This window comes from Ruegeria sp. BA2 (assembly GCF_056539605.1).
The window spans coordinates 52,894-77,140 of the sequence record NZ_JBQFVE010000013.1; the positions used below are offsets into that span (position 1 = coordinate 52,894).

Annotated in this window: 23 protein-coding genes and 1 tRNA gene; 9 read left to right on the forward strand and 15 right to left on the reverse strand. The window is 54.4% G+C overall.

The window, feature by feature from the left end; translation table 11 throughout:
- Positions 1-73: 73 nt before the first annotated feature.
- From ACR0NN_RS20585 to ACR0NN_RS20600, 4 genes are all read right to left on the reverse strand, one after another.
- On the reverse strand, positions 74-2,581 hold the full coding sequence (locus tag ACR0NN_RS20585) for a GcvT family protein (RefSeq protein WP_170723716.1): 2,508 nt from the start codon (positions 2,579-2,581) through the stop codon (positions 74-76).
- A gap of 140 nt (positions 2,582-2,721) precedes the next feature.
- Complete coding sequence (locus ACR0NN_RS20590; protein WP_170723717.1) at positions 2,722-4,050, reverse strand: hypothetical protein; 1,329 nt, start codon at positions 4,048-4,050, stop codon at positions 2,722-2,724.
- An 86-nt stretch (positions 4,051-4,136) separates the two neighbouring features.
- A complete protein-coding gene (locus tag ACR0NN_RS20595) occupies positions 4,137-5,534 on the reverse strand; it encodes an FAD-linked oxidase C-terminal domain-containing protein (RefSeq protein WP_170723718.1) in 1,398 nt (465 codons plus the stop codon).
- A gap of 27 nt (positions 5,535-5,561) precedes the next feature.
- Positions 5,562-6,548 (reverse strand): 2-hydroxyacid dehydrogenase, encoded by a 987-nt coding sequence (locus ACR0NN_RS20600; RefSeq protein ID WP_170723719.1) that lies wholly within the window; start codon positions 6,546-6,548, stop codon positions 5,562-5,564.
- Between the two features lie 175 nt (positions 6,549-6,723).
- On the opposite strand from ACR0NN_RS20600, the gene ACR0NN_RS20605 reads away from it, so the two are divergent.
- Positions 6,724-7,206: an SH3 domain-containing protein gene (locus tag ACR0NN_RS20605; RefSeq protein ID WP_170723786.1), complete on the forward strand. Its 483-nt coding sequence runs from the start codon at positions 6,724-6,726 to the stop codon at positions 7,204-7,206.
- A 22-nt stretch (positions 7,207-7,228) separates the two neighbouring features.
- Here the strand turns inward: ACR0NN_RS20605 and ACR0NN_RS20610 are convergent, their stop codons facing one another.
- Positions 7,229-7,744 carry a ferritin gene (locus ACR0NN_RS20610; RefSeq protein WP_170723720.1) on the reverse strand — a complete coding sequence of 172 codons (516 nt, stop codon included), beginning with the start codon at positions 7,742-7,744 and terminating at the stop codon, positions 7,229-7,231.
- A gap of 374 nt (positions 7,745-8,118) precedes the next feature.
- Here ACR0NN_RS20610 and ACR0NN_RS20615 point away from each other — a divergent pair.
- The 5 genes from ACR0NN_RS20615 to ACR0NN_RS20635 all read left to right on the forward strand — a co-directional run bounded on the left by ACR0NN_RS20615 (position 8,119) and on the right by ACR0NN_RS20635 (position 12,351).
- Positions 8,119-8,193 (forward strand) — tRNA-Gln (locus ACR0NN_RS20615).
- Between the two features lie 982 nt (positions 8,194-9,175).
- Positions 9,176-9,592 carry a DUF262 domain-containing protein gene (locus tag ACR0NN_RS20620; RefSeq protein WP_480685428.1) on the forward strand — a complete coding sequence of 139 codons (417 nt, stop codon included), beginning with the start codon at positions 9,176-9,178 and terminating at the stop codon, positions 9,590-9,592.
- A complete protein-coding gene (locus ACR0NN_RS20625; protein ID WP_480685429.1) occupies positions 9,555-10,280 on the forward strand; it encodes a hypothetical protein in 726 nt (241 codons plus the stop codon). Before ACR0NN_RS20620 ends, ACR0NN_RS20625 begins: the two co-directional genes overlap by 38 nt.
- Positions 10,281-10,302: 22 nt before the next feature.
- Positions 10,303-10,605 carry a hypothetical protein gene (locus ACR0NN_RS20630; RefSeq protein WP_480685431.1) on the forward strand — a complete coding sequence of 101 codons (303 nt, stop codon included), beginning with the start codon at positions 10,303-10,305 and terminating at the stop codon, positions 10,603-10,605.
- 57 nt (positions 10,606-10,662) lie between these two features.
- Positions 10,663-12,351, forward strand: a complete 1,689-nt coding sequence (locus ACR0NN_RS20635; protein WP_480685433.1) for a hypothetical protein — start codon at positions 10,663-10,665, stop codon at positions 12,349-12,351.
- A 493-nt stretch (positions 12,352-12,844) separates the two neighbouring features.
- Here the strand turns inward: ACR0NN_RS20635 and ACR0NN_RS20640 are convergent, their stop codons facing one another.
- From ACR0NN_RS20640 to ACR0NN_RS20685, 10 genes are all read right to left on the reverse strand, one after another.
- On the reverse strand, positions 12,845-13,249 hold the full coding sequence (locus ACR0NN_RS20640; RefSeq protein ID WP_170723725.1) for a methylglyoxal synthase: 405 nt from the start codon (positions 13,247-13,249) through the stop codon (positions 12,845-12,847).
- Complete coding sequence (locus ACR0NN_RS20645; protein WP_170723726.1) at positions 13,227-13,754, reverse strand: 2,4'-dihydroxyacetophenone dioxygenase family protein; 528 nt, start codon at positions 13,752-13,754, stop codon at positions 13,227-13,229. Before ACR0NN_RS20645 ends, ACR0NN_RS20640 begins: the two co-directional genes overlap by 23 nt.
- Positions 13,755-13,767: 13 nt before the next feature.
- Complete coding sequence (locus ACR0NN_RS20650) at positions 13,768-14,472, reverse strand: SDR family oxidoreductase (protein ID WP_170723727.1); 705 nt, start codon at positions 14,470-14,472, stop codon at positions 13,768-13,770.
- A 3-nt stretch (positions 14,473-14,475) separates the two neighbouring features.
- Entirely contained in the window at positions 14,476-15,393 is a 918-nt protein-coding gene (locus ACR0NN_RS20655; RefSeq protein WP_170723728.1) for a sugar kinase, read from the reverse strand.
- A 63-nt stretch (positions 15,394-15,456) separates the two neighbouring features.
- Positions 15,457-16,647, reverse strand: coding sequence for an L-dopachrome tautomerase-related protein (locus ACR0NN_RS20660; protein WP_170723729.1), 1,191 nt, complete (start codon positions 16,645-16,647; stop codon positions 15,457-15,459).
- Between the two features lie 71 nt (positions 16,648-16,718).
- Complete coding sequence (locus ACR0NN_RS20665; RefSeq protein ID WP_170683431.1) at positions 16,719-17,369, reverse strand: RraA family protein; 651 nt, start codon at positions 17,367-17,369, stop codon at positions 16,719-16,721.
- A gap of 97 nt (positions 17,370-17,466) precedes the next feature.
- Positions 17,467-18,435, reverse strand: a complete 969-nt coding sequence (locus ACR0NN_RS20670) for a C-terminal binding protein (protein WP_170723730.1) — start codon at positions 18,433-18,435, stop codon at positions 17,467-17,469.
- A 21-nt stretch (positions 18,436-18,456) separates the two neighbouring features.
- Positions 18,457-19,467 (reverse strand): DctP family TRAP transporter solute-binding subunit, encoded by a 1,011-nt coding sequence (locus tag ACR0NN_RS20675; RefSeq protein WP_480685437.1) that lies wholly within the window; start codon positions 19,465-19,467, stop codon positions 18,457-18,459.
- 19 nt (positions 19,468-19,486) lie between these two features.
- Entirely contained in the window at positions 19,487-20,773 is a 1,287-nt protein-coding gene (locus tag ACR0NN_RS20680; RefSeq protein WP_170723731.1) for a TRAP transporter large permease, read from the reverse strand.
- Positions 20,774-20,776: 3 nt separating this feature from the next.
- Positions 20,777-21,283 carry a TRAP transporter small permease gene (locus tag ACR0NN_RS20685; RefSeq protein ID WP_170683434.1) on the reverse strand — a complete coding sequence of 169 codons (507 nt, stop codon included), beginning with the start codon at positions 21,281-21,283 and terminating at the stop codon, positions 20,777-20,779.
- 124 nt (positions 21,284-21,407) lie between these two features.
- On the opposite strand from ACR0NN_RS20685, the gene ACR0NN_RS20690 reads away from it, so the two are divergent.
- The 3 genes from ACR0NN_RS20690 (at position 21,408) to ACR0NN_RS20700 (ending at position 24,201) form a co-directional block, all read left to right on the forward strand.
- Entirely contained in the window at positions 21,408-22,088 is a 681-nt protein-coding gene (locus ACR0NN_RS20690) for a GntR family transcriptional regulator (RefSeq protein ID WP_170723732.1), read from the forward strand.
- 278 nt (positions 22,089-22,366) lie between these two features.
- The gene (locus ACR0NN_RS20695; protein ID WP_480685440.1) at positions 22,367-23,134 is read left to right on the forward strand and encodes a helix-turn-helix domain-containing protein; all 768 of its coding nucleotides are present in this window, start codon (positions 22,367-22,369) and stop codon (positions 23,132-23,134) included.
- A 113-nt stretch (positions 23,135-23,247) separates the two neighbouring features.
- Positions 23,248-24,201 (forward strand): alpha/beta hydrolase, encoded by a 954-nt coding sequence (locus tag ACR0NN_RS20700; protein WP_170723734.1) that lies wholly within the window; start codon positions 23,248-23,250, stop codon positions 24,199-24,201.
- Positions 24,202-24,247: the final 46 nt, after the last annotated feature.

Below are 24,247 nucleotides of genomic sequence, written 5' to 3' on the forward strand. Positions count from 1 at the left end.
GTTGAGCACAAAAAAGCCCGCCACAGGCGGGCTTTCTAGCGGTGGTCCGAATAAGCTCCGCCATGTCTTAATGTCAGCCGTCCTTACGGATGACCTCGTTTTTCGGATCATAAGGGCTGTCGCAGGTGACGACTGCATCCCACAACTTATCCTGCATCTTGACCTGCAGCTTGGTGCCTTCGACCGCCAGCTCGGGTTTTACGTATCCCATACCGATGGATTTCTCGAACGCGACCGAATAGCCACCTGAGGTCAGACGCCCCACGCGCTGGCCTTCTGGCGTATACAGCGCCTCGCGACCCCACGGATCGGCATCGTCCGGTCCGTCGATCAGCAGAGTGCAGCATTTCACGCGCACTCCGGTTTCTTCCAGCTTGGCCTTACCGTGGAAGTCCTTGGACAAGTCGACAAAGCGCGGCAGGTCGGCTTCCAGCGGGGTCGCGTCGCGGCCCAGTTCGGTGCCAAAGGCGCGATAGGATTTCTCCTGCCGCAGCCAGTTCTGGGCGCGTGCACCAACCAGCTTCATACCGTGCTTTTCACCGGCCTTTTCCAACAGATCGAACAGGTAGTTCTGCATCTCAATCGGGTGGTGCAGTTCCCAACCCAACTCACCGGTATAGGCCACGCGGATGGCGTTGACTGGGCACATGCCCAGTTCGATCTGACGGGCCGACAACCATGGGAAGCGCTTGTTGGACAGGGCGGTGTCCGGATCGGGGTCCTTGATGACCTCTTTCAAAACATCACGCGACTTGGGTCCGGCGATGGCGAAGACGCCCCATTGGGTGGTCACGTCCTGGATCTCGATGTACCCGAACTCCTCCATCTTGTCCTCGGCCGCCTTGCGCAGGTAGTCGGCGTCATACTCGGTCCAGGCACCGGCAGAAACGATGTAGTAGTTGTTCTCGCCATTGCGGACGATGGTGTATTCTGTGCGGGTGGTCCCGTGCGAGGTCAGCGCATAGGTCAGGTTGATCCGACCAACCTTGGGCAGCTTGTTGCAGGTGAACCAATCCAGGAACTGGGTCGCACCGGGGCCTTTGACGACGTGCTTGGTAAAGGCCGACGCATCAATCAAGCCAACGCCTTCGCGGATCGCTTTGGCTTCTTCGACGGCGTATTGCCACCAGCCACCACGACGGAAGCTGCGGCTTTCCTTGTCGAAATTGTCTGATGCGTCCAGCGGGCCGAAATAGTTCGGTCGTTCCCAGCCGTTGACCCAGCCGAACTGTGCGCCACGTGCTTTCTGGCGGTCGTACGCCGGAACGGTACGCAGCGGACGGCAGGCCTCGCGCTCTTCATCCGGGTGATGCAGGATGTAGACGTGCTCATAGCACTCTTCGTTCTTGCGCGCCGCGAACTCGGTGGTCATCCAGTTGGACGAGTACCGCTTGGGGTCCAGCGAAGCCATGTCGATCTCGGCTTCGCCATCGACCATCATCTGAGCCAGATAATAACCGGTGCCGCCCGCAGCGGTGATGCCAAAACTGAAGCCTTCAGCAAGCCACATGTTGCGCAGACCCGGAGCTGGACCGACCAGCGGGTTGCCATCAGGTGTGTAGCAGATCGGGCCGTTGAAATCGTCTTTCAGACCGGACTCGGCGCAGGACGGCACGCGTTCGGCCATCGCCATGTATTGATCCGCAATCCGGTCCAGATCCAGCGGGAACAGGTCAGCGCGGAAACTGTCAGGCACACCATGTTCGAAGCGCGCGGGCGCGCCGTGTTCGTAGATACCCAGAATCCAGCCGCCACGCTCTTCACGCGCATAGGATTCATTGTCAGCGTCACGCACGACGGGATGCTCGGGGTTGCCCGCTTCGCGCCATTTGACAAGCTCCGGGTCTTTGTCCATGACGATGAAGGTATGCTCGACCGGGATCGCGGGCATCTTGATGCCCAGCATTTTGGCGGTGCGCTGTGCGTGGTTGCCCGATGCGGTCACGACATGCTCGGCGGTGATCACCACCTGCTCGTCGCTTTCAACCAGATTGCCGCCTTTTTCCACCATCTTGGTGCAGGTCACTTCCCAGTGGGTGCCGTTCCAATGGAAGGCATCGGCCTGCAGCTTGCGCACGATCTCGACACCCCGCTGACGGGCCCCTTTGGCCATCGCCTGGGTCACATCTGCGGGGTTAATGTAGCCGTCTTCGGTGTGGTAGATAGCGCCTTTCAGGTCCGAGGTCTCGATCAGCGGCCAGCGTTCCTTGATCTGATCCGGGGTCAGCCATTCATGGGCAACGTCGCAGGTTTCGGCGGTCGACGCATAGAGCATGTATTCATCCATACGATCCTGCGTCTGGGCCATGCGCAGGTTCCCGACCACAGCAAAACCCGCGTTCAGGCCTGTTTCTTCCTCAAGCGTCTTGTAGAAATCGACCGAGTATTTGTGGATGTGGGTCGTCGCATAAGACATGTTGAACAGCGGCAAAAGACCTGCCGCGTGCCATGTGGACCCGGATGTCAGTTCGTCCCGTTCGATCAGCATGACATCGTCCCAGCCTGCTTTGGCCAGGTGATAGGCGATCGAGGTCCCAACGGCGCCGCCGCCAACGACCAGTGCTTTGACTTGGGTTTTCATAGCCGGGTGTCTCCCCTTGGATTCTGATGACACCATATGGCGCATTTGCGGTACCCGCCGCGACATTCATCCGACCAGTGATAATAGAAAAACGACCCGACCCTTGTACCTGATCGTTTTTAGCCCTCTGACAGAGAGTCTTAGCCCCCTCCGAGCGTGCAACGCTTGAACGCCCCTTTGGACTGGCATTCGCTGATTGAGCCCGAACCGCCCTTGTTGACGCGCACCACAGTTTCCGTGTCGCCTCCCGATCCTGAAAATACCGACATCAGCCCGCTTAGAAACCCGCCGCCCACGCCCTGTGGCACCTCACCCTCGGGTTCAGAATCTCCACCAATCTTCGCAAAGAGCCGTCCGAGTACGCCGCCGCCGTCGGACTCGGCCTTCTGAATCTCGCCTTCCAGGATATCTGCGAGGCCTTTCCGATATCCAACCTGAACCAGATCTTCTGATGAATCGATCCTGTTTGCGGTTAGATCGAACGCGTCATTCGGCAGGCCATATTGACCGGCCAACGTATTGGCCATCAGCGAAAGCTCATCCATGTTCTCAAGACGCAGCTGAGCCAGTTCGCGGCGCAATTTTACGAATTCTTTGCGCAATCCGGCCATCTCTGCGGCCAGTTCACCTTCGCGTTCCGGGTCGGAATTTGCCCCATTGCCGACTCCGGGCACTGGCATGCTGAGCAAAGAGTTCAGTTGATCGTAGTCCAACTGCTCCAAAAAACCGCGCAGCTTTGATGCCGGTGCATCTGAATACAGTTGCAGGCGGATTTCTTCGCCCAATCCGATTGTCGCTTTGTAGATATCAAAGCTAGGCTCTTCTTTAAGATCGGTGATACCGGCGGTGACCATCGACCAAAAAGAACGATCATCCACTGTGATGGGGCTGTATTTGTTCCGCGCGAACTGAAAATACGCGACGCCACCGATCAGGCCGAATGGCGTATAGTCTCGTGTTCCGGTGCCCAAGCCTTCCATCGTCATCGATATGTTTCCGACCAGAGTATTGGACTTGGCGTTTTGTCTGAAACGCATCTGCAGCCATACTGTATGCTTGCCATCTTCATAGACTGCACTGGTGCGATCAAGTTTGATGGCCAATTGCTGAGCTTCCTGTACGGCAAGCTTCTTAGCCAGTGGCTGGGCGGCTTCGCTTATACCATCTTGCAGAACCCCCTCGCGGGCATCCCGGGCATAATCAGCATCAACGATTGCGCGGCGCACCCAGGTTTCACCAGAAGCTGGAAGATGCGGCTTGGGCCCTTCTTTCCAGCGTTTCTGCCGCGCTTGCGCAACCTCTTCGGCAGCGAGTTCAGCCTGATATAAGTTGAACCGATCGTTGATGGTATCCACGTACCCGTTGAAGGATAACCTGCTGTCGGTTTTCTTATCCTGCTGGTAATAGTCCAGACCTGCGATAACTACGGCGGCAACCAATAGGAATCCAATGAATCGCAATGCGCCCATAAATCAACCTCGGAATCAAATACTGCTCTGACCCAGTTTGTTCACATAAAAATGAGGCGTTGTTATGACTGCGCGACAGGATGAATTCAGAGAATCTTACCCGGATTCATGATGTTATCAGGATCCAGCGCAGATTTGATCGCCGCCATATAATCCGTCGCCGCACCAAGCTCTTTCACGAGATAAGGGCGCTTACCCTGCCCAATCCCGTGCTCACCCGTGCAGGTCCCCTCCATTGATATCGCAAGATCATTCAGCCATCCGACAAAGTTCTCTGCATTCGCAACTTCGGCAGCATTATCCATGTCGATCAACAACAGGGTATGGAAGTTTCCGTCACCCACGTGACCCACAATCGGGGCTATCAGGCCCAATTCAGTGGCCTTTTCCTGAGCCGCCGACACGCACTCGGCCAGGCGTGAGATTGGAACGCAGACATCGGTTGAAATTCCGCTGGAACCGGGGCGCAATTGTAGGCAAGCCCAATACATATCGTGGCGCGCCTGCCAAAGCTTGTTACGCTCTTCAGTTGTTGAGGTCGTAGCAAAGTCATTTCCACCGAACTCTTCAGCGATCTGACCAAAGGTTTCTGCCTGCTCCACCGCACCACTTTCCGAGCCATGAAATTCAAGCAGCAACAGCGGTGTCTCAGGAAGGTCCAGCCCGGAATACGCATTTGCCGCACTGACCGACATCTGATCGAGCAGTTCGATCCGTGCGACAGGGATGCCGTATTGAATGGTCATCATCACCGCCTGACAGGCCGCGTCCACCGTTGGGAACGAACACCGCGCCGAACTGATAGCCTCGGGGATACCGTGCAGACGCAGTGTAATCTTGGTGATGATGCCCAGAGTGCCCTCTGCGCCGATCAGCAAACGCGCCAGATCGTATCCGGCCGAGGATTTACGGGCCCGATGACCCGTACGGATCACTTGTCCGTCAGGCATGACCGCCTCAAGGCTGAGCACATTATCTCTCATCGTCCCATACCGAACAGCATTTGTGCCGGACGCGCGCGTCGCGGCCATGCCGCCCAGTGATGCGTTGGCACCTGGATCTATCGGAAAGAACAGACCCTGATCACGAAGGTGGGTATTCAGATCGGCACGAGTTACGCCCGGCTGAACCACGCAATCCAGATCACCAACATTGACCGCCAAAATCTTGTTCATCTGGCTCAGATCGACAGAGATGCCGCCGGCGGGGGCATTCACATGACCCTCAAGCGACGTGCCTGTGCCAAACGGTATTACCGGCACCTTATGTGCAGCACAGGTTTTAACGATCTCGGCCACTTCTTCCGTGGATTGAACGAACACGACCGCATCCGGGCTTTGGTTCTCGATCCACGTTGTGGTGTGTCCGTGCTGTTCACGGATTGCGGCCCCGGTGAGAAACCGATCCCCGAACCTTTGCTTTAATATCCCGATCGCCGTTTCAATCCCGGCTTCATTTCGCGGCAATGTGGCTGCCTGCACCATCAACTTTTCCTTTTCCCAGACCGGAACCTATAACATTGCGGGCACGACCTGATCGGGTGGGCGATGCCCATCCTCGAAAGTCTTGATGTTGATGATAACCTTCTCGCCCATCTCAATCCGCCCTTCGAGCGTGGCCGAGCCCATGTGAGGCAGCAGCACGACATTTGGCAACTGCCGAAGCCGTGGATTTACGTTCGTTCCCTGCTCATAGACATCAAGGCCTGCCCCTGCGATTTCCCCTGCTCGGATCATGCGTGTCAGGGCATTTTCATCGACCACTTCCCCACGAGACGTATTCACAATCACGGCCGACGGTTTCATCAATTTCAATCGCCGCGCGTTCATCAGATGAAAGGTCGAAGGCGTAGAGGGGCAATTGATTGAAATAACGTCCATCCGTGCCACCATTTGGTCTAGACTGTCCCAATAGGTTGCCTCTAAATCTTGTTCGGTCTCCGGGCGAAGTCTGCGGCGATTGTGATAGTGCACCTGCATCCCAAAGGCGCTGGCACGTCTGGCAACAGCTTGCCCGATCCGACCCATTCCAAGAATACCCAGGCGGCGTCCACCAACCCGGCCACCCAGCAATGCGGTTGGGGCCCAACCGGGCCAATCACCTTTCTGCATTACGCCCAGACCTTCGGGGATACGCCGCGTCACAGCCAGGATTAACGCCATGGTCATATCTGCTGTATCATCAGTCAAAACACCCGGAGTGTTCGAGACCAGAATGCCCCGCTGTCGCGCCGTCGCCACGTCGATGTTATCAACGCCCGCTCCGTAATTCGCGATTAGGCGCAAGTTATCACCCGCCTGCCCCAGAACGCCGCCATCAATGGTATCCGTTATGGTCGGAACCAGGACATCTGCCTCGTTAACAGCCGCCACCAACTCGTCCCGTGTCATAGGATCGTCCGTGTCGCGCAGCTTGACATCGAACAGCTCACTCAGCCGTGTTTCCACCATTTCGGGCAACCGTCGCGTAACAACAACACTCAGACGTTCTCTTGGCACCTCGACCCTCCTACCGCTTTGCAAACAGTCGCGCTCCATGGCATCGTGGCGCAGGATTACACGGGGCACAAGAACCCCTGGGGCATCGTCTCAACCTTTTTTGCGTACGATCGACAGGCATAAGAGCAGACAGGCAGTGAGTGCTAGTTTTTCAGTGAACCGCCGTTTTGTGGCGATGATTTCGGCGTTCCTTATCGTGTTCGGCGCATTGGCGGCCTATGGACAAGAAACGCGTGGGCAAGTGACAAATCTGCCGCTTCCCCGATACGTGTCGATGAAGGCTGCCGAAGGCAATGTACGGCGCGGTCCTTCTTTGACTCATCGAATCGATTGGGTGTTCAAGCGGCGTGGCATGCCCTTGCAGATCACAGCCGAATACGGAAACTGGCGCAAAGTGCAGGACCGCGATGGTGCCGGAGGCTGGGTGCACTATGCCTTGCTCTCTGGTGTGCGGACCGTTCTGATCGAATCCGATCTGTTGCCGGTTTACGCTCTGCCCGACCCGCAATCACAAGTGAACGCACAATTTGAGACCGGTGTCGTCGCGCGGCTAGAAAAGTGCTCGCCCGACTGGTGTCGCATATCTGCCGGTGGCTATCGCGGCTGGACTCTCAAAAGCAATCTTTGGGGCGTCGATCCTGCTGAAATTCGCGAGTGAAAAGCGGCGCCGACTAGCAAGCCTAAGCTTCGGGGGCAGCTTCACCACCGCCGCGATTGCCAAGCTCCTGATCCAGCAGCAAAAGGTTCCAACGATCACTACCTGCGGCTTTTGCCTTATCTAGAATCGTTGTGAACAGATCTTCTTCTTCAACTTGCTCGTTCAGAAACCAGTTCAGCATGTTCTGAGTGCCAAATTCCTTGACCTCATGCGCCAACTCAAACAACGCGTTTATCTGCCCTGTTACTGCCTGCTCCTGCGCCAAGGATTGCTCAAGCGCATCAACAGGTGACTCATATTCCGTCCGCGGCTTTGTAATACCGTCAAGCTCAACCCGACCACCACGCTTTGCGATAAAGTCGAAAATGCGCATCGCATGCGTATTCTCTTCAGCGGACTGCTCTCGGTACCAACTGGCAAAACCAGGCAGATCCTGCGCCTCAAAATATGCTGCCATTCCAAGATAGGTATATGAAGCATGAAGTTCGCTGTTGATCTGCCGATTCAGGGCATCTGCGACCGATGAATTCAGTTTCATTGCTCGTTCCTATTTACCGGATTACGACTGTATCCAAGTTAACTTCACATCTGAAAAATTCAATCTTCGTAAGTTATTTTCGATACCTATCAGCACATTACGCGAGATTGGACGTCGCTATAGATTTCGCGTCTGCCAATCTCCAACGCGATTTCGTGGTAACTCACGTGGTAACTTAGCAGTCTCGACAGACCCAATGGACGCTGAAGCAAATCGAACTTTGTAAACTAATAAACCTGTCGCCAATTGCCTAGCAATGGCAAAGCAAAGATCGCTATCAGACTTCGGATAATTTTTTTTGTAGATCGATATAGTTTTTGTCCAAAAAAGCCCTTGAACCCCACAAGCAACAGTCGTAGATAGCCGCTCACCGTTGGGGTGTAGCCAAGTGGTAAGGCAGCGGTTTTTGGTACCGTGTATCGTAGGTTCGAATCCTACCACCCCAGCCATATTTTTCCAATAAAAACAAATACTTGAAGGAAATTAATTTTCGCGTCCGGCCGAAGACTCGCGCAAGTTTGCCTAACATTCTAGGGCCAAACTGGGGGAAGAAGGAAAAAGCTGCGGAAAATCCAGAGTAAACCACTGTTTTAAAACAATTAAATAACCTACGATACACGGTTATAACGCACGCATATCGTAGGTTCTTTCCTGTCACCATTTCGCGCCTCGAACCCACTTTTCAATTACCTTGTCCAACAAATCTTCCCTATATCTTCTATACTTACCAACTTTTACGAACGGCAGTTCGCCTCGGTTAGTCTTGTTATCGACCCAAGTCTTGTTGACGTCGTCCATTCCTAACGCGTGCAGCTTCTCGACAACTTGATCCCAACGCAAAAGTCGTACTTGTTCCTTAGGCTTACGTGTTGTCCTGCGATTCATAAGGGCCTCCCTAAGCTATGGCCCCGATAGCTTACAACGCTAATTTTCCTTTTAATATGATAGTGTTACTGACATTGTAAGTGCATCTTGCAAACATCCGGCCCGGAGTTTCGACTTGATGTAAAAGGCGTGTTCTTCAAAATAACCCGTGGCTGAAAAGATTGTGAATCACGACTACCTAATCAGCGGACCGCTAGAAGGAATTGCGCCGGCAAGAAAATGTTCGCACAATTCGGTTTTTCTCTACTGGGGGAAAATCCCCCAGTTTTTGATCTCCAGCGAAGTTCTCTGATGCACACGTGTGGCGAACAGAATGAGAACCAAAACGGCGATGGCCAGCCAGAACAATCGGATGGCGCGTTGTCGGTAAATTGCGATATGCCAGATGCCATGATTTGCTTACCCGAATTGCGTCTGACTTGACCGAACTCGGCACTTCTCGATTCCCCCACTGGACCTTTGGCCAGCAAAGTTGCTAGATACGAGTGCATTCGAGTTGAGTGAAACACCTTATTGATTTGCTGCACTTTTCTACTGGAAAGCCTAATGACCGACGAAGCCCTGCTGGACACCGAGATAACCGAAGACCTAGAAGACCTAGAACACGTCGACAATTGGGCGGACGGTGCGGCGCTTTGGTCTACGGACTGGACAGCAGAGACGGTCCTTTCGCAGTTGCGTCGAGGCAATATCGATCTCAACCCGTCGTTTCAGCGGCGATCTGCATGGGCAGAAAGCAAACAAAGCCTTTTTGTTGAGTCGCTCATACTTGGCTTACCGATCCCTCAACTCATTCTGGCAGAAGATCGAAATCGAAAAGGTTCATTCATCGTGATCGATGGCAAACAACGTTTGCTGGCGATCAGACGTTTTGCAGCCGAGGATGGGGACGATGGCTTCACCCCGCTAAAGCTCAAGGGACTGAGTGAAAGGCACGACCTCAATAAAAAAACGCTACAGTGATCTGTTAGATGACGATGATCTAGCTGACGATCTTGCAGCGTTTCAGAACGCAAGCATCCGAACCGTAGTCATACGTAACTGGAAGAGTGAAGCTTACCTTTGGGAAGTGTTTCTTAGGATAAACACTGGTAGCGTTCAGCTTTCCCCTCAGGAATTGCGACAAGCTCTGCATCCGGGACCATTTTCAAATTTTGTGGACAACGCCTCGGCGGAATCTGTCGGCCTGAGGAACGCTCTAAATCTAAAGCAGCCTGACTTCAGGATGAGAGACGCGGAGATTCTCCTGCGGTACCTAGCTTACAGAAACTTCGCCGCCGATTATGCCGGAAATCTGAAATACTTTCTGGATGAGACTACTCGCCGTTTCAACGAATCTTGGGAACACAGAGAAAACACACTCATCGATCAAGTAGCTGAGATGGAAGATGCGTTCCAATACACAGAAGAGGTTTTTGGCAAAAAGAACTACTTAAGAAAATGGAATGGCGAAGAGTTTGAATCGAGAAAGAACAAAGCTGTTTTTGACATAATGCTGCAGTATTTTTCAGACGCAGATTTGCGTGCTGCGTTGCAGGGAAAAGAACAAGACGTCGTCAACGCTTTTAAGTCTCTTTGCGACAATGACGCTGATTTTCTTGGTTCGATTGAGCGCACCACAAAGACCAACGAGGCTACCCTCGAACCCTAGGGACCAAGGAAGCGGCAACCGATTGGATACGCTGATCGGAAAAGCAATATCTCTACAAAAAGCGGCCATAAAAAGAAACCACGGTATAAAACCGGAAAACCTATCAGAGCTATTTATTCCAATTGGATTACACCCAGATCAAATTGATGAAACTCTGCTAATTCAGCTTAGAAACTTTGGCGAACGCAGAGGTGATCAGGTTCACACGAACTCACAGATATCGTTACCTAAAATCCGCGATCCCTTTGACGACGAGTTGTCAGATATTTCTTTTTTGATTGATGAAATTGAGAAGTTTGACCTCGAAATCGCAAAACTCAAATGAACTGTGTGCGGCAACGTTCCTGCAAGTTTGAAAAGAAACACTGAAGAAAGGCCTAAAGTGGTTGGACTCGAGGATTTGTTGGAGGTGTCTGTTCCACCAAGTGACAAAAAGTCTACTTGGTTCACTGAGGCCGAAACTGCCGTCGACTATGTGGCGCGCAATGCGCGCGAAAACGAGATCGTTCTGTATACCAACGTTGGACAGACCTATATAAATGCAGTTCTACTTCCTTTAGCGAGCGTTACGCCTCCTGATACTCATGCACTTAAGCACGCGCACTTTGACCCAACCAATCAGTGGCGACTCGAGCACGTGTCCGGTGGCGGTCAACCGGATCGGATGTACCTATCCTCACCTTGTGATGACTTCGGCATCAAAGGATCAGAAAATGGCCAGCAACTGGTTTTTCGACGTCAGTTTGCCGATGTCGACAAAGGAGAGATGCGAACCGAAATATCGCAACAGTTGATACACGCGCTCGAAATCTACTGGCTGGATGAGGAAAACGCGTATTGCCGCCTGAACGAAGAAGGTGACATTGAACCAGTTATCCGGCAGCTCTGTTTAGAAAAGCAGGCAAATCAGCCGGGAGCTATTCTCGTAACCATTTTGGCTAAAGATCTGCACCGGTACATGGCGGTAACCGAGTGTGCATTGGTTACTAAGTTTGATTTTACACGCTTCATCAGCGGTAGCTTTTCGGGATGGCAAGATACTAAGCGTGACAACTTAGAAGCAACTGATTTGTTTTATGATTTCGGCGTGCAGCCCGGAGCAAGTTTCGCAAACGGGATTCTCATCACACGCCCCTTGGTTACAAAAGATGACCTGATCGCGAAAGCTAATGACGAATGGTCAGGAAAGAACAAAGAGTACGCTTCTTTCAAAGCACATGATTGGAAGAACAACCGATTGATCGAAACATCTTGCGCTCCCACATCATTGTCCAGCTACTTCGAAGAAGGCTCATCACTACCGTTCCAAACCACCCCAGCCTTCTTCAAAGGAGAGGTGCTGCAAAGGTATAAGGCTGACCCCGAAAAATTCCAGCTAGAGAACCGGTCCATTCACTCACGAGCTGGTTGGTATTTGAAAGCCTATGACGTAAACGACGCCGGCCAAGTACATGCATATTTATGCGACTTGGCAATGCTACCCTATAATGAGCAGTTGTATTGGAAGTCGTTTAACGAATGGCCCAAAGCTCCCATTTCAACTCGCTCATTCCAGACTGATTTTCAGGGCAGCTTCAGCTCGATTCCGGACCCGTTGGAAGAGCTAAAACACGAGGTGCAAAAGTTAGATAGTATTCGACCGGATTGGTGGAAGCCTCGCGGTAAAGCAGCAGCAAACTCGTTGCATTATCCTACCTCCACTTCCCCGGATGAATGGTCGAACGCAATTCTTGCCCTTGATCAATTTGTGGTCGAGGGCTTCGTCACCAAAGCGTTGAGAAAGAAGATAGACGAAGCTGGTGGTTCCTACGAAAAGCAGTGGCAATCAATTAGGCTACTGCAGCAGGTTCTGGTGCTTTCTAGTCTCAATGAAACAGAGGCTAGTGACTTGATTGAACCGCTCAAGAGAACACACGCTTTGCGCAGCAAGACAAAGGGACACTTAGCTCCGACTGAAAAGTCCGAAACAGTAAAGGAGCTGCGCAAAGAACACGGTTCGCTTTCCTCGCACTTCAGAAGCCTCGTTGAGGACGTTTTGAGAGCATTTGATCGTGTCGTTGAGTTGCTTTGATCTGGACGGAGGCCAACCTTTGTGAAGACCAATTCGATCAAACCGATTGAGCGCAATCAACATCTAGACATACATAGAAAACTGGGGGTTTTTCCCCCAAAAAAATATTGTTGGTCACATTCCATGACGTGAACCAATGCACAAAGTAGATATTAAGGAGGGTTCGGTAAGCAAAAGCACACACATGCCATGTTTGCCTTGCGTAATAGGCTGAAATTGCTGGGTTAAAGCCACACTACATGTAGAGATTGTCACAGATAATTACCTTTTGGTACCGTGTATCGTAGGTTCGAATCCTACCACCCCAGCCACAGATCAAAGCAAATTTGCGGCAGACTATTGACGCTTGTAAGCAACTATCTTTGCTGCGTTATCGGCGCAAAGATTGATAAATTGCAATCAGATTATCCGGCACCCAAAGTTCGACGTCAGATCCAGCCTTGGTCACGCTTTTGACCTAAAATTAGTAGTCGAAAGGGTACTTTGGCCATGCTCAACGGCTTGATTGAACGATTCCGTTCAGAACAAAATTTGCAGTGCTTGGGCTGCTTGCAAAGGGTATGTCGTACACAATCACCAGTCGGCTCAGGGCTTTGACATCCACATCATGAGGCATTGGTGACATTGGGTCGATAAAGAAGAACAACCCATCCAATCTGCCTTCACTTATCATTGCACCAAGCTGCTGGTCCCCACCCAATGGGCCGCTTTTAAGCGCCGTTACCTGCAAATCTGGCAAAGCAGCACTTATACGCGCACCAGTCGTGCCGGTTGCAAAAAGCTGAGCATTTTTCAGTGTATCAGCATGCGATTTGGCCCACTCGACCATCAGGTCTTTCTTGGCATCATGCGCGACAAGGGCCAGACGAAGGCGTTTAGCGGATGAATTGCTCGACATAATCCGCCCCCAAACCAACCTCTTCATAGTGCTTACGGCACATGTCGATCTTGGTAAACACGTCCTCATAGCCCATGGTTTTTCCCCATGGATCGACATAAAGCATGACACCATTGACCTGGAAGTAGGTGATCATTTCCTCGACATCGTCCGGAACCACAAGCGTGTGTGTTTCACCCGGCGGCTCAAAGACATAGCCGCCCTCTTCGGCGACCCAGTCATGTTCCAGATAATGCCAGCGGCCTTTCAGAACAAACCCATGCACGGGCTGAGGGTGCCGGTGCCGCGACAGGACCCCGGATTTGCGCACCCGCAAAAGGTTCATCCAATAGCCCTGTGACCGGTTCAAGCAAAGCGGCCGGAACGAGACGTTCTCGGTCTGAGGCACCCATATACGCTCATCTTCGGCAATAGCGTTGGGGACAACGATTTCTTCCTGCGCATCCTTTGGGAAGGGTAACTGATACGGCACCCTTGGATCGTCGTCGTGTCCTTGAACAGGCATGGGATTGTCCTTTTCACATTGCGGAATAGCCACCATCCACAGGATAGACGGCTCCGGTTACAAAAGCAGCCTCGTCAGACAAAAGCCACGCGGCCAATGCGCCGACCTCTGATGGCTTGCCCCAGCGGTCGAGTGGAGTGCGGCCTAGAATGGGTTGGTTACGGGTCGGATCGGCGCGCAACGCCTCAGTCATTTCGGTTTCGATCCAGCCCGGAGCCACGGCGTTGACGCGCACGCCTTCCGCCGCCCATTTCCCGGCCAGGGCTTTGGTCAACTGCGCCACTCCACCCTTGCTGGCAGAATAGGCCGGAACCAAAGGGCCACCAAAGTAGCTGAGCATCGAGGCCGTGTTCACAATCGCCCCGCCGGAGGCTGCCAGCAGGGGCTGCGCGGCCAGACAGCACCGCATGGTACCGGTCAGATTGATGTCGACGACCTTTTCAAAGGTTTCGATCTCGTATTCAGTTCCGCGCGCCAGAATGCCAGCGCAATTGACCAAACCGTCCAGGTGCCCAAGTCCTGCAAAGAAAGAGTTCACCGCCTGAGTGTCGCGCACATCCAGCTGTGCGGCGGTATCGTCGGGAAATTGCGCCGCATAGTCCGACACTTCGTCTGCACCGACACCAGTAGACGTCACACGCCATCCCTTGTCGCGCAAAGTTTGCGCGATCCCGGCACCGATACCGCGGGTGCCGCCTATGACGACGGCGTGTTTCATGGGTCAGTCCCCTTCAGCCAGAAATGCCTCGACCGCGTCCTTACGCGGCATCGGCGCAACCGCGCCATACCCTTGCGTCGACAAAGCGGCGGCTGCGTTGGCATAGCGTGCGGCGGCGAAGGGATCATCGCCAGCCACGATACGGGACAGGAACGCCCCATCAAACGTGTCGCCAGCGGCGGTTGCATCGACGGCTTCGACTCTGCGGCCCTTGACGCGTTCTCGTTTGTCGGGCGTAGCAACCAGCGTGCCCTCAGCCCCGAGGGTCAAGGCGACGATGTTCGCACCAAGGTCCAGATAGAAATCCGCAATTGCATCGGGATCGGACAACCCGGTCAGCTGTTCAGCGTCATCCAGCCCCGGCAGTGCGATGTCACATTGCGCCATGGCCGCATGGGTCACCGCGCGTGCGCGCTCAATCGGCCAAAGCTTGAGGCGCAGGTTGGTGTCGTATGAAACTAGGCCACCGGCGTCTTTCACGATTTTGATGGCGGCAAACACCGCATCGGCGGCAATGTCTGAAATCGCCTGGCTGATGCCTGAAACATGCAGGATTTTTGCCGATTGCAACGCTGCCACGGGCAGATCATCCGGGCCCATCCGACTGCTGGCAGAGCCCGCGCGGAAATAGCTGAATTCGTGCCCGTTTGCACCGTGGGTCACAAAGTAAACCCCGGTATGGGCGTCCGTCACCTGACGCACCGTGGTTGTGTCAATTCCTTCGGCCTTCCACAGGCCCATGAAGGAATTGCCGAACGTATCCGCCCCGATATGCGTCAAGTACCCGACCGACGCACCCTGCCGCGCGGCGGCGATGGCGCAGTTCGAGGTGTCTCCACCATGTCCCGGCAGGTAATTCCCGTCAGGCTGCTGATTGAATTCCAGCATCGGTTCGCCAAGGCAGAGGATATCAGGGGTCATGTTCATCTCATTTCAATAAAGGGGTCGGCCCTGACGGGCCGACCAAGTTTGTAGGTGGGAGGTTTATTCAGTGGTATAGCTTTTGCCAACACCCGGGATCTTCCAGATGCGGAAGTTGGGGATTTCAGGGTCGTCAAAGTTCATGTCGCCATCGACCCAGATATGCAGGTGGTTCGATACGACATACATCTCACCATCCGGACCCCAAGCCAGCGTATCGGGCCAGTTCATTTCGGGGTGGTGGACGAAGCGGCTAACCTCACGGGTGGATTCGTCGAACTTCATGATCCCGTCCAGCGACAGTGCAGTCATGTAGATGTTGCCCGCGTTATCCGCTGTCATACCGTCGGTGTTCGACGGCAGGACCGCCGCGACCTCAACCGCGTTTTCGATGACGGTCTCATTGGTCTCGAAGTTCCGCAGAATCTCTGTCGGCAGGCTGTAGAGGTGATTGCCGGTCAGGTTGGTCCAGTAGAGCGTTTCCTTGTCGCCCGACAACGCGATACCATCTGCACCAGTGCGCATTCCGCCATTCTTCAGAACCGGACGGTCGTCGATGTTGAAGAAGAAATTCGGCTCGTCATTGGTGAACCGGTGCTGGTCCAGAATGCGGCGTACCGAGTTGGTGTTGCTGTCATAGACGATCAGACCACCATGTAGCGGATCACAGAAGATGCCGCTGTCAGCGATATAGGCAAAGCCGGTGTCATTATCGACAGCCAGGTCGTTCAGGAACGAGCACTGCCGGTCCGCTTCTTCTGCGGTAAAGACATAGCGCTGGATTTCCTTGTTTTCTTTCAGGTCCCAAAGCACCAGCTTGGCGTCGCCATCTTCGAACGGAGGGCCCGCCACGTGGCCCTGATCCAGAATCCACATCACGTCATTGCGGTCGATCTCAAACCCCAGCACGGCCTTCAGGCCATCGGGGTTCGACATGCTGTTCATTTCCTCGGACGGGAATGCCTCCAGTTCCCAGGTGTCGCCGTTCTTGACCAGTTTGGACACGGTCGACGGAATCTCGGCCCCACCCCAACGCGCGGTCGAGACATAGATGTTGCCCTGACTGTCAACCTTGGCACCCTGTACCAACGCCTTGCCGTGGATTTCGCTGCCTTCCCAGGCAGATTTTTTGGCTTCGTCCTTGACGGCATAGGGCAGACTGTTCCATTCCGCTACCACCTCGGGCTCGTTCGCAAGCGCCGGGGTGGCCAGAACGGCGGTAAGGGCCACCGTGTTGAGTACTCGTTTCAGCATGTATACCTCCCTTGCTGAGTTTTGGTGTTCCGCAGGCTGCTGCAACAGCCTGCGGAACGTTTTTTTGATTTTTAGATACGGCCGTATTTCGCCAGACCTTCGCGCAGCGAGCCGCTTTCGATGATCAGACGCGCCTGTTCTGCTTCGCGCGCGTCAATCTCTCGTGCCATTTCCAGAATAGCTTGGGCGTGCTGGCGTGGAACCACGACAACACCGTCGACGTCGGCCACGATGATGTCGCCCGGGTGAACGATCACGCCGCCCATATCAACTTCGATATTCGATGCCAGGGTCTTGACGCGACCAACAGTTGTGCCCGGGTTCACGCAACGAGAATAAACAGGAAAATCATAGTCGCGCTTGATCTCGACCAGATCGCGCACACCACCATCCAGAACCGCACCTTCGTGCTTATTGGCAACTGCACCTGCGGTCATTAGGCCCCCCCACACGGCAACGTCTGTCGTACCGTTGGTCGAAATCACAATGACCGAACCGGCTTCAGCCTCGTCGATGGCATCCAGCGCGTGTTGCGGTGGCAGTGATTCATCTGTCGGGCCTTCGAGAACAGTCACAGCGGGGCCAACGATCTTTTTGTCGTTTATGCGAGGCTTGATCGATTCTGGCAGAAAACCTGTTTTGCCAGCAATGCTATCTACGGCATCCGCAACTGACGCAGTCGCGACCTCTCGAAACCCGGCAACGAGTTCTTGGGTATTCATGAGATTAGTCCTTTTTCAGTAAGTTGTTTTTTGAGCGTTGAGGCTGTCATCACTGTTTCAGGCAGGTGACGGGTTGATCGCCGCGTATCAGGCAAGGTCACCATTTATTCACCCAGTGATCCGGATGTTCATCATTCAGCACTTTGGCGATCTCACGCGCAGCACAGCGTTGCAGAACCGCGACCGAACGTTCCGAGTACCAGGCGGCATGGTCAGACACGATTGTGTTGGCGCTGTGCAGCAGCGGATTGTCAGAGTTGACCGGTTCCTGTTCAAAAACGTCGATACCGGCCCCGAAAATACGGCCCTGATTCAGGGCATCGGCCAGCGCGGCCTCATCGAGCAAGCCGCCGCGTGACACATTGATCACGACCGAAGTCGGCTTCATCAGGGCGATGTGCTCGGCATCCAGAATATGTCGCGTCTCAGGGGTGAGCGGTGCGTGCAGGCTGACCACATCGGCGGTTCTGCACAGCTCGGGCAGATCAACCTTTTGTACGCTGGCAGCCGCTGCGGCTTGATCGGTCAGGTAAGGGTCGAAGACCAGGACTGACGCAAATCCAAACGCCCGGAATTTCTGTGCTGCCTGCAGGCCGATCTTGCCGCAGCCAATCAGGCCAAGGGTGGCGTTTTCGCGGCTTGGGATCAGGGCCGCTTGGCCAATTCCCCAATGCCCAAGGCGTACTTCGGCATCGCGGGACAGGATACGGCGTTGAACTGCGAGATAAAGTGCCAGCGCATGTTCGCTGACCTCATTCTCGGCGCCATAGTCAGGCACGTTCGCGACATAGATTCCGCGCGACTTTGCATAGTCCAGGTCGACATTGTCGACGCCCACACCATAGCGGACGACGACTTTGAGGTTCGGGCAGGCATCGATGACAGCCGCATCCACGGTGCGTTCCCGCACGAGGATCGCGACCGGGTCCAATGCCTGCAAAGCCGGGACCGCCTCGGTTTCCGGCGCAACCGGCGCGATCTGAACATCCTGCGCGGCCAGCACCGAAGCCTCGGTGTCATAAGCGGCATAGCCGGGTTCAAGGATTGCGATGGTCTGGCTGGTCATGTGACGGTCCCTGGGCATAGTTTACTGAGCCTTGTAAGCTTCGACGGCTGCGTCGAGGCGGTTTGGCCAGTCTTCACCGATTTCGCTGACGATGTATTCGCGCACGGCAGGCTGAGCAGCTGCACGGAACAACGCCTTTTGCTCGGGGCTGACCGGCACAACTTCCATGCCTTTTTCCGACAGGATCGCAGTTGCGTTGGCGTCCTGAGCGGCGGTCATGCCGCGGTGGATCGTCTTCGAGATTTCCACGCACTGCTCAACGGCGCTTTTCTCGTCGTCGGTCAGGCCTTGGAAGAACGCATCCGACATCAGATAGGCGTGCCAGCTGAACACGTGACCATCCAGCGAGACGTATTTCTGGTGCTGGTACAGCGACGCGTTGACGATATTGGTCACACCGTTTTCCTGACCGTCCACAACACCCTGCTGCAGGGCACCAGGCAGTTCCGGCCACGGAACCGGTGTTGCCGATGCGCCAAGGCTTTCGACCAGCGTGACCCACACAGGCGCGGTCATCACGCGCATCTTCAGGCCTTCCATATCGGCAGGCTCGGCGACAGGTTTCACATTGTTGGTGAAGTTGCGGACGCCGTTGTCGGCCACACCAAAGTTGCGGATGCCGGTTTGCGCCAGCATGTCTTCGGCCAGTGCATCGCCGAATTCGCCGTCCATGACCGACCATGCCATGGCCTGATCGTCGAACAGGTAGGGCATCGCCAGAACCGAGAACGGTTTGTAGACAGCCGAGATCGGACCATCGTGGATTGCCGCCATCTGGACAGTGCCCAGTTGCAGGCCTTCCATGATTTCGGACCCTCCACCCAGCTGCGATGCCGGGAAAATCTGGACGTCGATCGAGCCCGAGGTTTTGCCCTCGACGCAAGCTTCGAATGCCAGCGCCGCAGCGTGTTTCGGCGAGTTCAGGTCAGCGGCCTGGAAATGTGCGTATTTCAGTTCCTTGGCCGAGGCCGCGCCAGCGGTGGTCATTGCGACAACAGCAGTGGCCGTCATCAGTTTCGACATGGTTTTCATGAGGTACCTCCCTTTCATGTCAGTTCGCAAATCCAAAAAGATTGGGGACAAAGGTGCTGACGCCGGGCACAAGAATGACCAGAAGCAACACCACGAGTTCAGCCAGCAGCAACGGCAAGACCGCCCTTGACAGCTTTTCAATTTTCAGTTGCCCGACTGTGGCGATTACGAACAGAACCGGGCCAACGGGGGGTGTAATCATCCCGATGGTCAGGTTCAGCACCAGCATCATGCCAAATTGCAGCGGGTCGATGCCGGCAGAATAGGCGATGGGGCCAAGGATTGGCGTCAGGATGATCAGCGCGGGCAACGTGTCGATGAAAAAGCCGCAGATCAGCGCAAAGGCGGCCAGAATGAACAGGATACCCAGTCGGCTGTCGGTGATCTGGGTGATCAGTTTGGCCAGTTCCTGTGGGATCTGCAGATAGGTCAGAAGCCAGGCAAAGATCGATGCCATCGCCACGATCAGGAACACCGATGAGGTCACCACCGCAGCGCGCACAAATGCGGCATACAGCGTGCGGAAGGTGAAGGCGCGAAGGATAAAGCCCAGAAACAGCGCATAAGCTGAAGCGACCGCGCCAGCCTCGGTCGGGGTGAAAACACCAAAAAGGATGCCCCCCAGAATGATTGCTGGCATGATCAGCGCAGGGATAGCGGATAGTGTTGCACTGCGAAGTTCGGACATTGTCGCGCGATGCTCACGTCCGCGATAGCCGTATTTCGTGGACACGATGTGGTTTGCGATGGCCAGCGCCACGCCAAGCATCACGCCTGGTACGATGCCCGCGAGGAACAGGCCGGCGACGGTTACGCCATTGGTCGAAATCGCAAAGATAACCGCAAGGATCGAAGGCGGGATGATCGGCCCGATAGTCGCTGTGGCCGCAGACAAGGCACCGGCATAGTTCTTCTCGTACCCGGCCTCACGCATCATCCGCATGACAATTGCGGACGGCCCCGCCGCGTCAGCCAGGGCGGAACCGCTGATCCCGGCAAACAGCATCGAAACCAGAATGTTCACGTGTCCCAGACCACCCCGGACATGTCCAACCAGCGCATTCGCAAACCGAAGAAGCGCGCGCGTCAGTCCGCAGGCTGTCATAAGCTCGGACGCAAGAATGAAGAATGGCACGGCCATCAGGGGAAAGCTGTCGATGCCTGCGAACATCCGTTGTGTTGCGACAAGGGGGTTCAGCGAACCGTCAATAAAGATCGCGGACAGACCCGCAATGCCCATGGTGAAAGCCACCGGAACGCCCAGAAACAGCGTGGCAAAGAACAATATGATAAGCGTTTTTGCCATGGCTCAGACCTCTGCCTCGTCACGTTCGGGGCTTGGTCCATGCTCAAATTCCTGACGTACGAAGCGTTTGGCGAAAAAGGCCAGCTGGATCAGGAACAATGCACAGCCAATCGGGATTGCCAGATAGGGAATTCCGCGGGAAATGCCGGTGGACATGGTTTCCTTGTTCCAGCCGAATTCCACGAATTGGATGCCCAGCCACAGCATCGTTGCCATGAAAACGAACATCACGATGACGATACCCCAACGCAGCGCCCTGGCTAAAGCGTCAGGCAACAGGTCCGGGATGGTGGTGATCGCAACCAAGCGCCCCTCGCGCAGGGCAAGGCCTGCACCACAAAACGCACCAAGGATCATCAGATGACGGGCGACCTCTTCTACCCATGCAAGGGATGTGCCTAGCCCATAGCGGCCAACTACATTGGCAAAGACAATTGCAAATACCGCAGCCAACGCCAAAGCGACCAGCGCGCGGTTCAGCGCAACGATCCATGTCTCCAAAGTTTGCAAAGACGCCCCTCCCAATGCCGTCCCTTAGTGAGAATCAAAACTGGCATACAGTATGCTAATGTGTCAACACTAACACATTGTATGCCAGGTAATCCGCTGCTACTGTCGAACTGAGGAGAGCGACATGAGCCCATTCAACAGACCGAAATCATTAACGGAATTGGTGACAGAGAACCTTCGGGAACGGATCATCAAAGGTGAATTCGAATTGGGTGAACAACTGTCAGAAGCCCGAATCGCAAAAAACCTTGAGGTCAGCCGCACCCCCGTGCGCGAGGCTATCAACCGGCTTGAGATGGAAGGGCTGCTGGTCGTCGAACCTCAGCGTGGGTCGTTCGTTTTTAACCTGGAACCCGAAGAATTGGCGAAGCTGTGCGATGCGCGTGTCTGCCTTGAAACAACCGCGTTGGCATCTGCAATGCGGGTAAATCCAACGTCACTTCATGATGCGCTTAGTGCTTGCGTTGATCGGATGGAAGCCGCCCGTGAGGATGGCGACGACACGGAGTATTTGTATCAGGATACGATGTTCCATCAGTGTTTCTTTGACCGCGCAGACAATCGTTTTCTGAATGACGCCTACCAGACGATCGCCCTGAAAATGGCGGCGTTGCGCAGTCGGTTGGGACACCATCCGGACCATATGGCTAAGTCCTATCGGGAACATGTTGAGTTAACCCAATGCGTGAAACAGAAAGACGTACCGAGGGCGCTCGAAATCCTGAAACTGCATATCGATAGGAAGGAAGGATCCTATTGGAGTGATGCAACGAATTTGGACAGCCCAATTCAGCAGGCGCATTGAACGCCCCAGCTTAGCTTGCACATGCCTATCTGAGACCGGAACTCAAAAACCACAAGCTACAGGCATGTGATACTTGTGTTTGCCAGCCAATAACCTAGTTCATAGTTTATCAGGCGATCACCCGTGATATTGTCCAAGCTTACCATTGGAACGTCCTGTTGCCGCTAAGATACGCAGACATATATCCCTCAGAACCATTGCTAAGCAGCGATGCGGTGGACCGACCGTCGGCAGCAGGGCTGATGTCAGTTCGGTATTTTCAAGCTGCTCCTGACCGCATGCCCGAGGACGTGTTCACTGAGCATCACGTCCTTCTGAACCTCCAGACAAAAGCGCACAGGGTGCAGAACTGGCGAGATGGTGAGTTGCGAGACTTTTCATTTCACAAGGATGACATCATCGTCACACCGGCAGGGATGCGTTCGGGTTGGCGATGGTTCGCGCCCTCAGATGTCATAGTTATCACGCTGGACCCGGCCAAAGTTGAACGCTTCGCGCAGTCCGAACTGGGCATGCTGCTCGACCCTCAGCAATTTCGGGACCTGCCGCAATTTTCAGATCCTGATCTTTGCAGCGCCGGCGTAATACTGCGCGATGCGCTGGAGACGGATGACATGTCCTCATGGGTCATGTTCGAAGCCATGAGCAGGGTGTTTCTGGTAAAACTGTTACAGAAATATGGCAAACGTCGCGCCGAAGATATCGAACTATCTTCACGCTTTACGTCAAAACACTACCAGCGCATTTTGGCCTATGTACAAAGCCGACTTGATCAAACCATCACAGTAGATCAGATGGCTGCTGAAGCCGGGATGAGTACCTCGCATTTCGCGCGTGTCTTCAAAGAGACTTTGGGCTCAACCCCTATGCAATACGTCATGGCCTACAGGATCGAGCAGGCGATGAAGATGATGGATGATCCGGGCCGCCCCCTTGGTCACATCGCCTTGGAGTGCGGATTTTCTGATCAAGCGCATTTCACGCGCAGTTTCAAACAGATAGTCGGCCAAACACCCAGAGCTTTTCGCGCTGGCGCAACTACCTGAAGCAGGATCTTTCAAAAACAAGGCAGTTGGGTGCAAGTATGCCAAACCCCAACCCAGTATCTGTTTGGTCATCGGGTTTACACCCATCCAGACAAGAATTGGGAGATACTGTCATGAAGACATTGACGATGAATACCGCTGCTGCCCTGCTGGCTTCAACAGCCGCTATCGCACAAGTCGAAACGCGGACTTTCACGTTTGAGAATGAGGGTGCCACCCTGTCTGGCACGCTTTACCTGCCTGAAGAAAGAGGTAGCGAACCTCTGCCAACCGTGGTGGTCACCGGAGCCTGGACTTCGGTGCAGGAACAGATGCCCGCCAACTATGCCCGAGCGATGGCCGAACGTGGCTTCGCCGCATTCACCTTCGATTTCCGTGGCTGGGGAAAATCAGGCGATTTGCCAAACGAAGTGCGCTTTGTCGAAAGCCCCGAAGCAAAGACGTCGGACATCAAGGCCGCAATTGATTTCGTCTCCACCCTGCCTGAGGTCGATGCTGATCACATCAATGGTTTGGGTATCTGTGCTTCGGCTGGCTACATGGTAGACGCCGTAGCTGGTAACCCCAAAGTTCAGCGCGTTGGTCTGGTGGCCCCTTGGCTGCAGAACCAAGAGATTGTTGAGGCTGTCTATGGTGGTGAAGAAGGGGTTGCCGGACTGATTCAAGTCTCACATGCAGCCGAAGCGTCTGGAGGTCAGATCATCCCCGCGGCTGGCCCGGAAGGTGCCGAAGGCGTGTTGATGCCGATTGGTGGCTACTATTATGAAGCCGACCGCGGTGCGATTCCCGAATATGACGACAAGTGGAACAATGCAGGCTGGGAAGGTTGGCTGACGTATCATCCTGCGGACAACCCGCAGCGTTTGGACAAACCACTGGCCATTGTGCATTCGGAAAGCGCGGCAATCCCACAGGGTGTTCAGACCTTCCTAGCCGGTTTTGCAGGTGAGGCGACAGCGCAATGGCTGGAGGATGTCACGCAGTTCGATTTCTATGACAACCCCGAGGATGTCACCCGAGCAGCTGACACCGTGGCCGACCACTTCCACGCGGATTCACACAACTAAGGCCTAACTGGGCGCCGAACGATATTTCGGCGTCCGCCCACAGTTA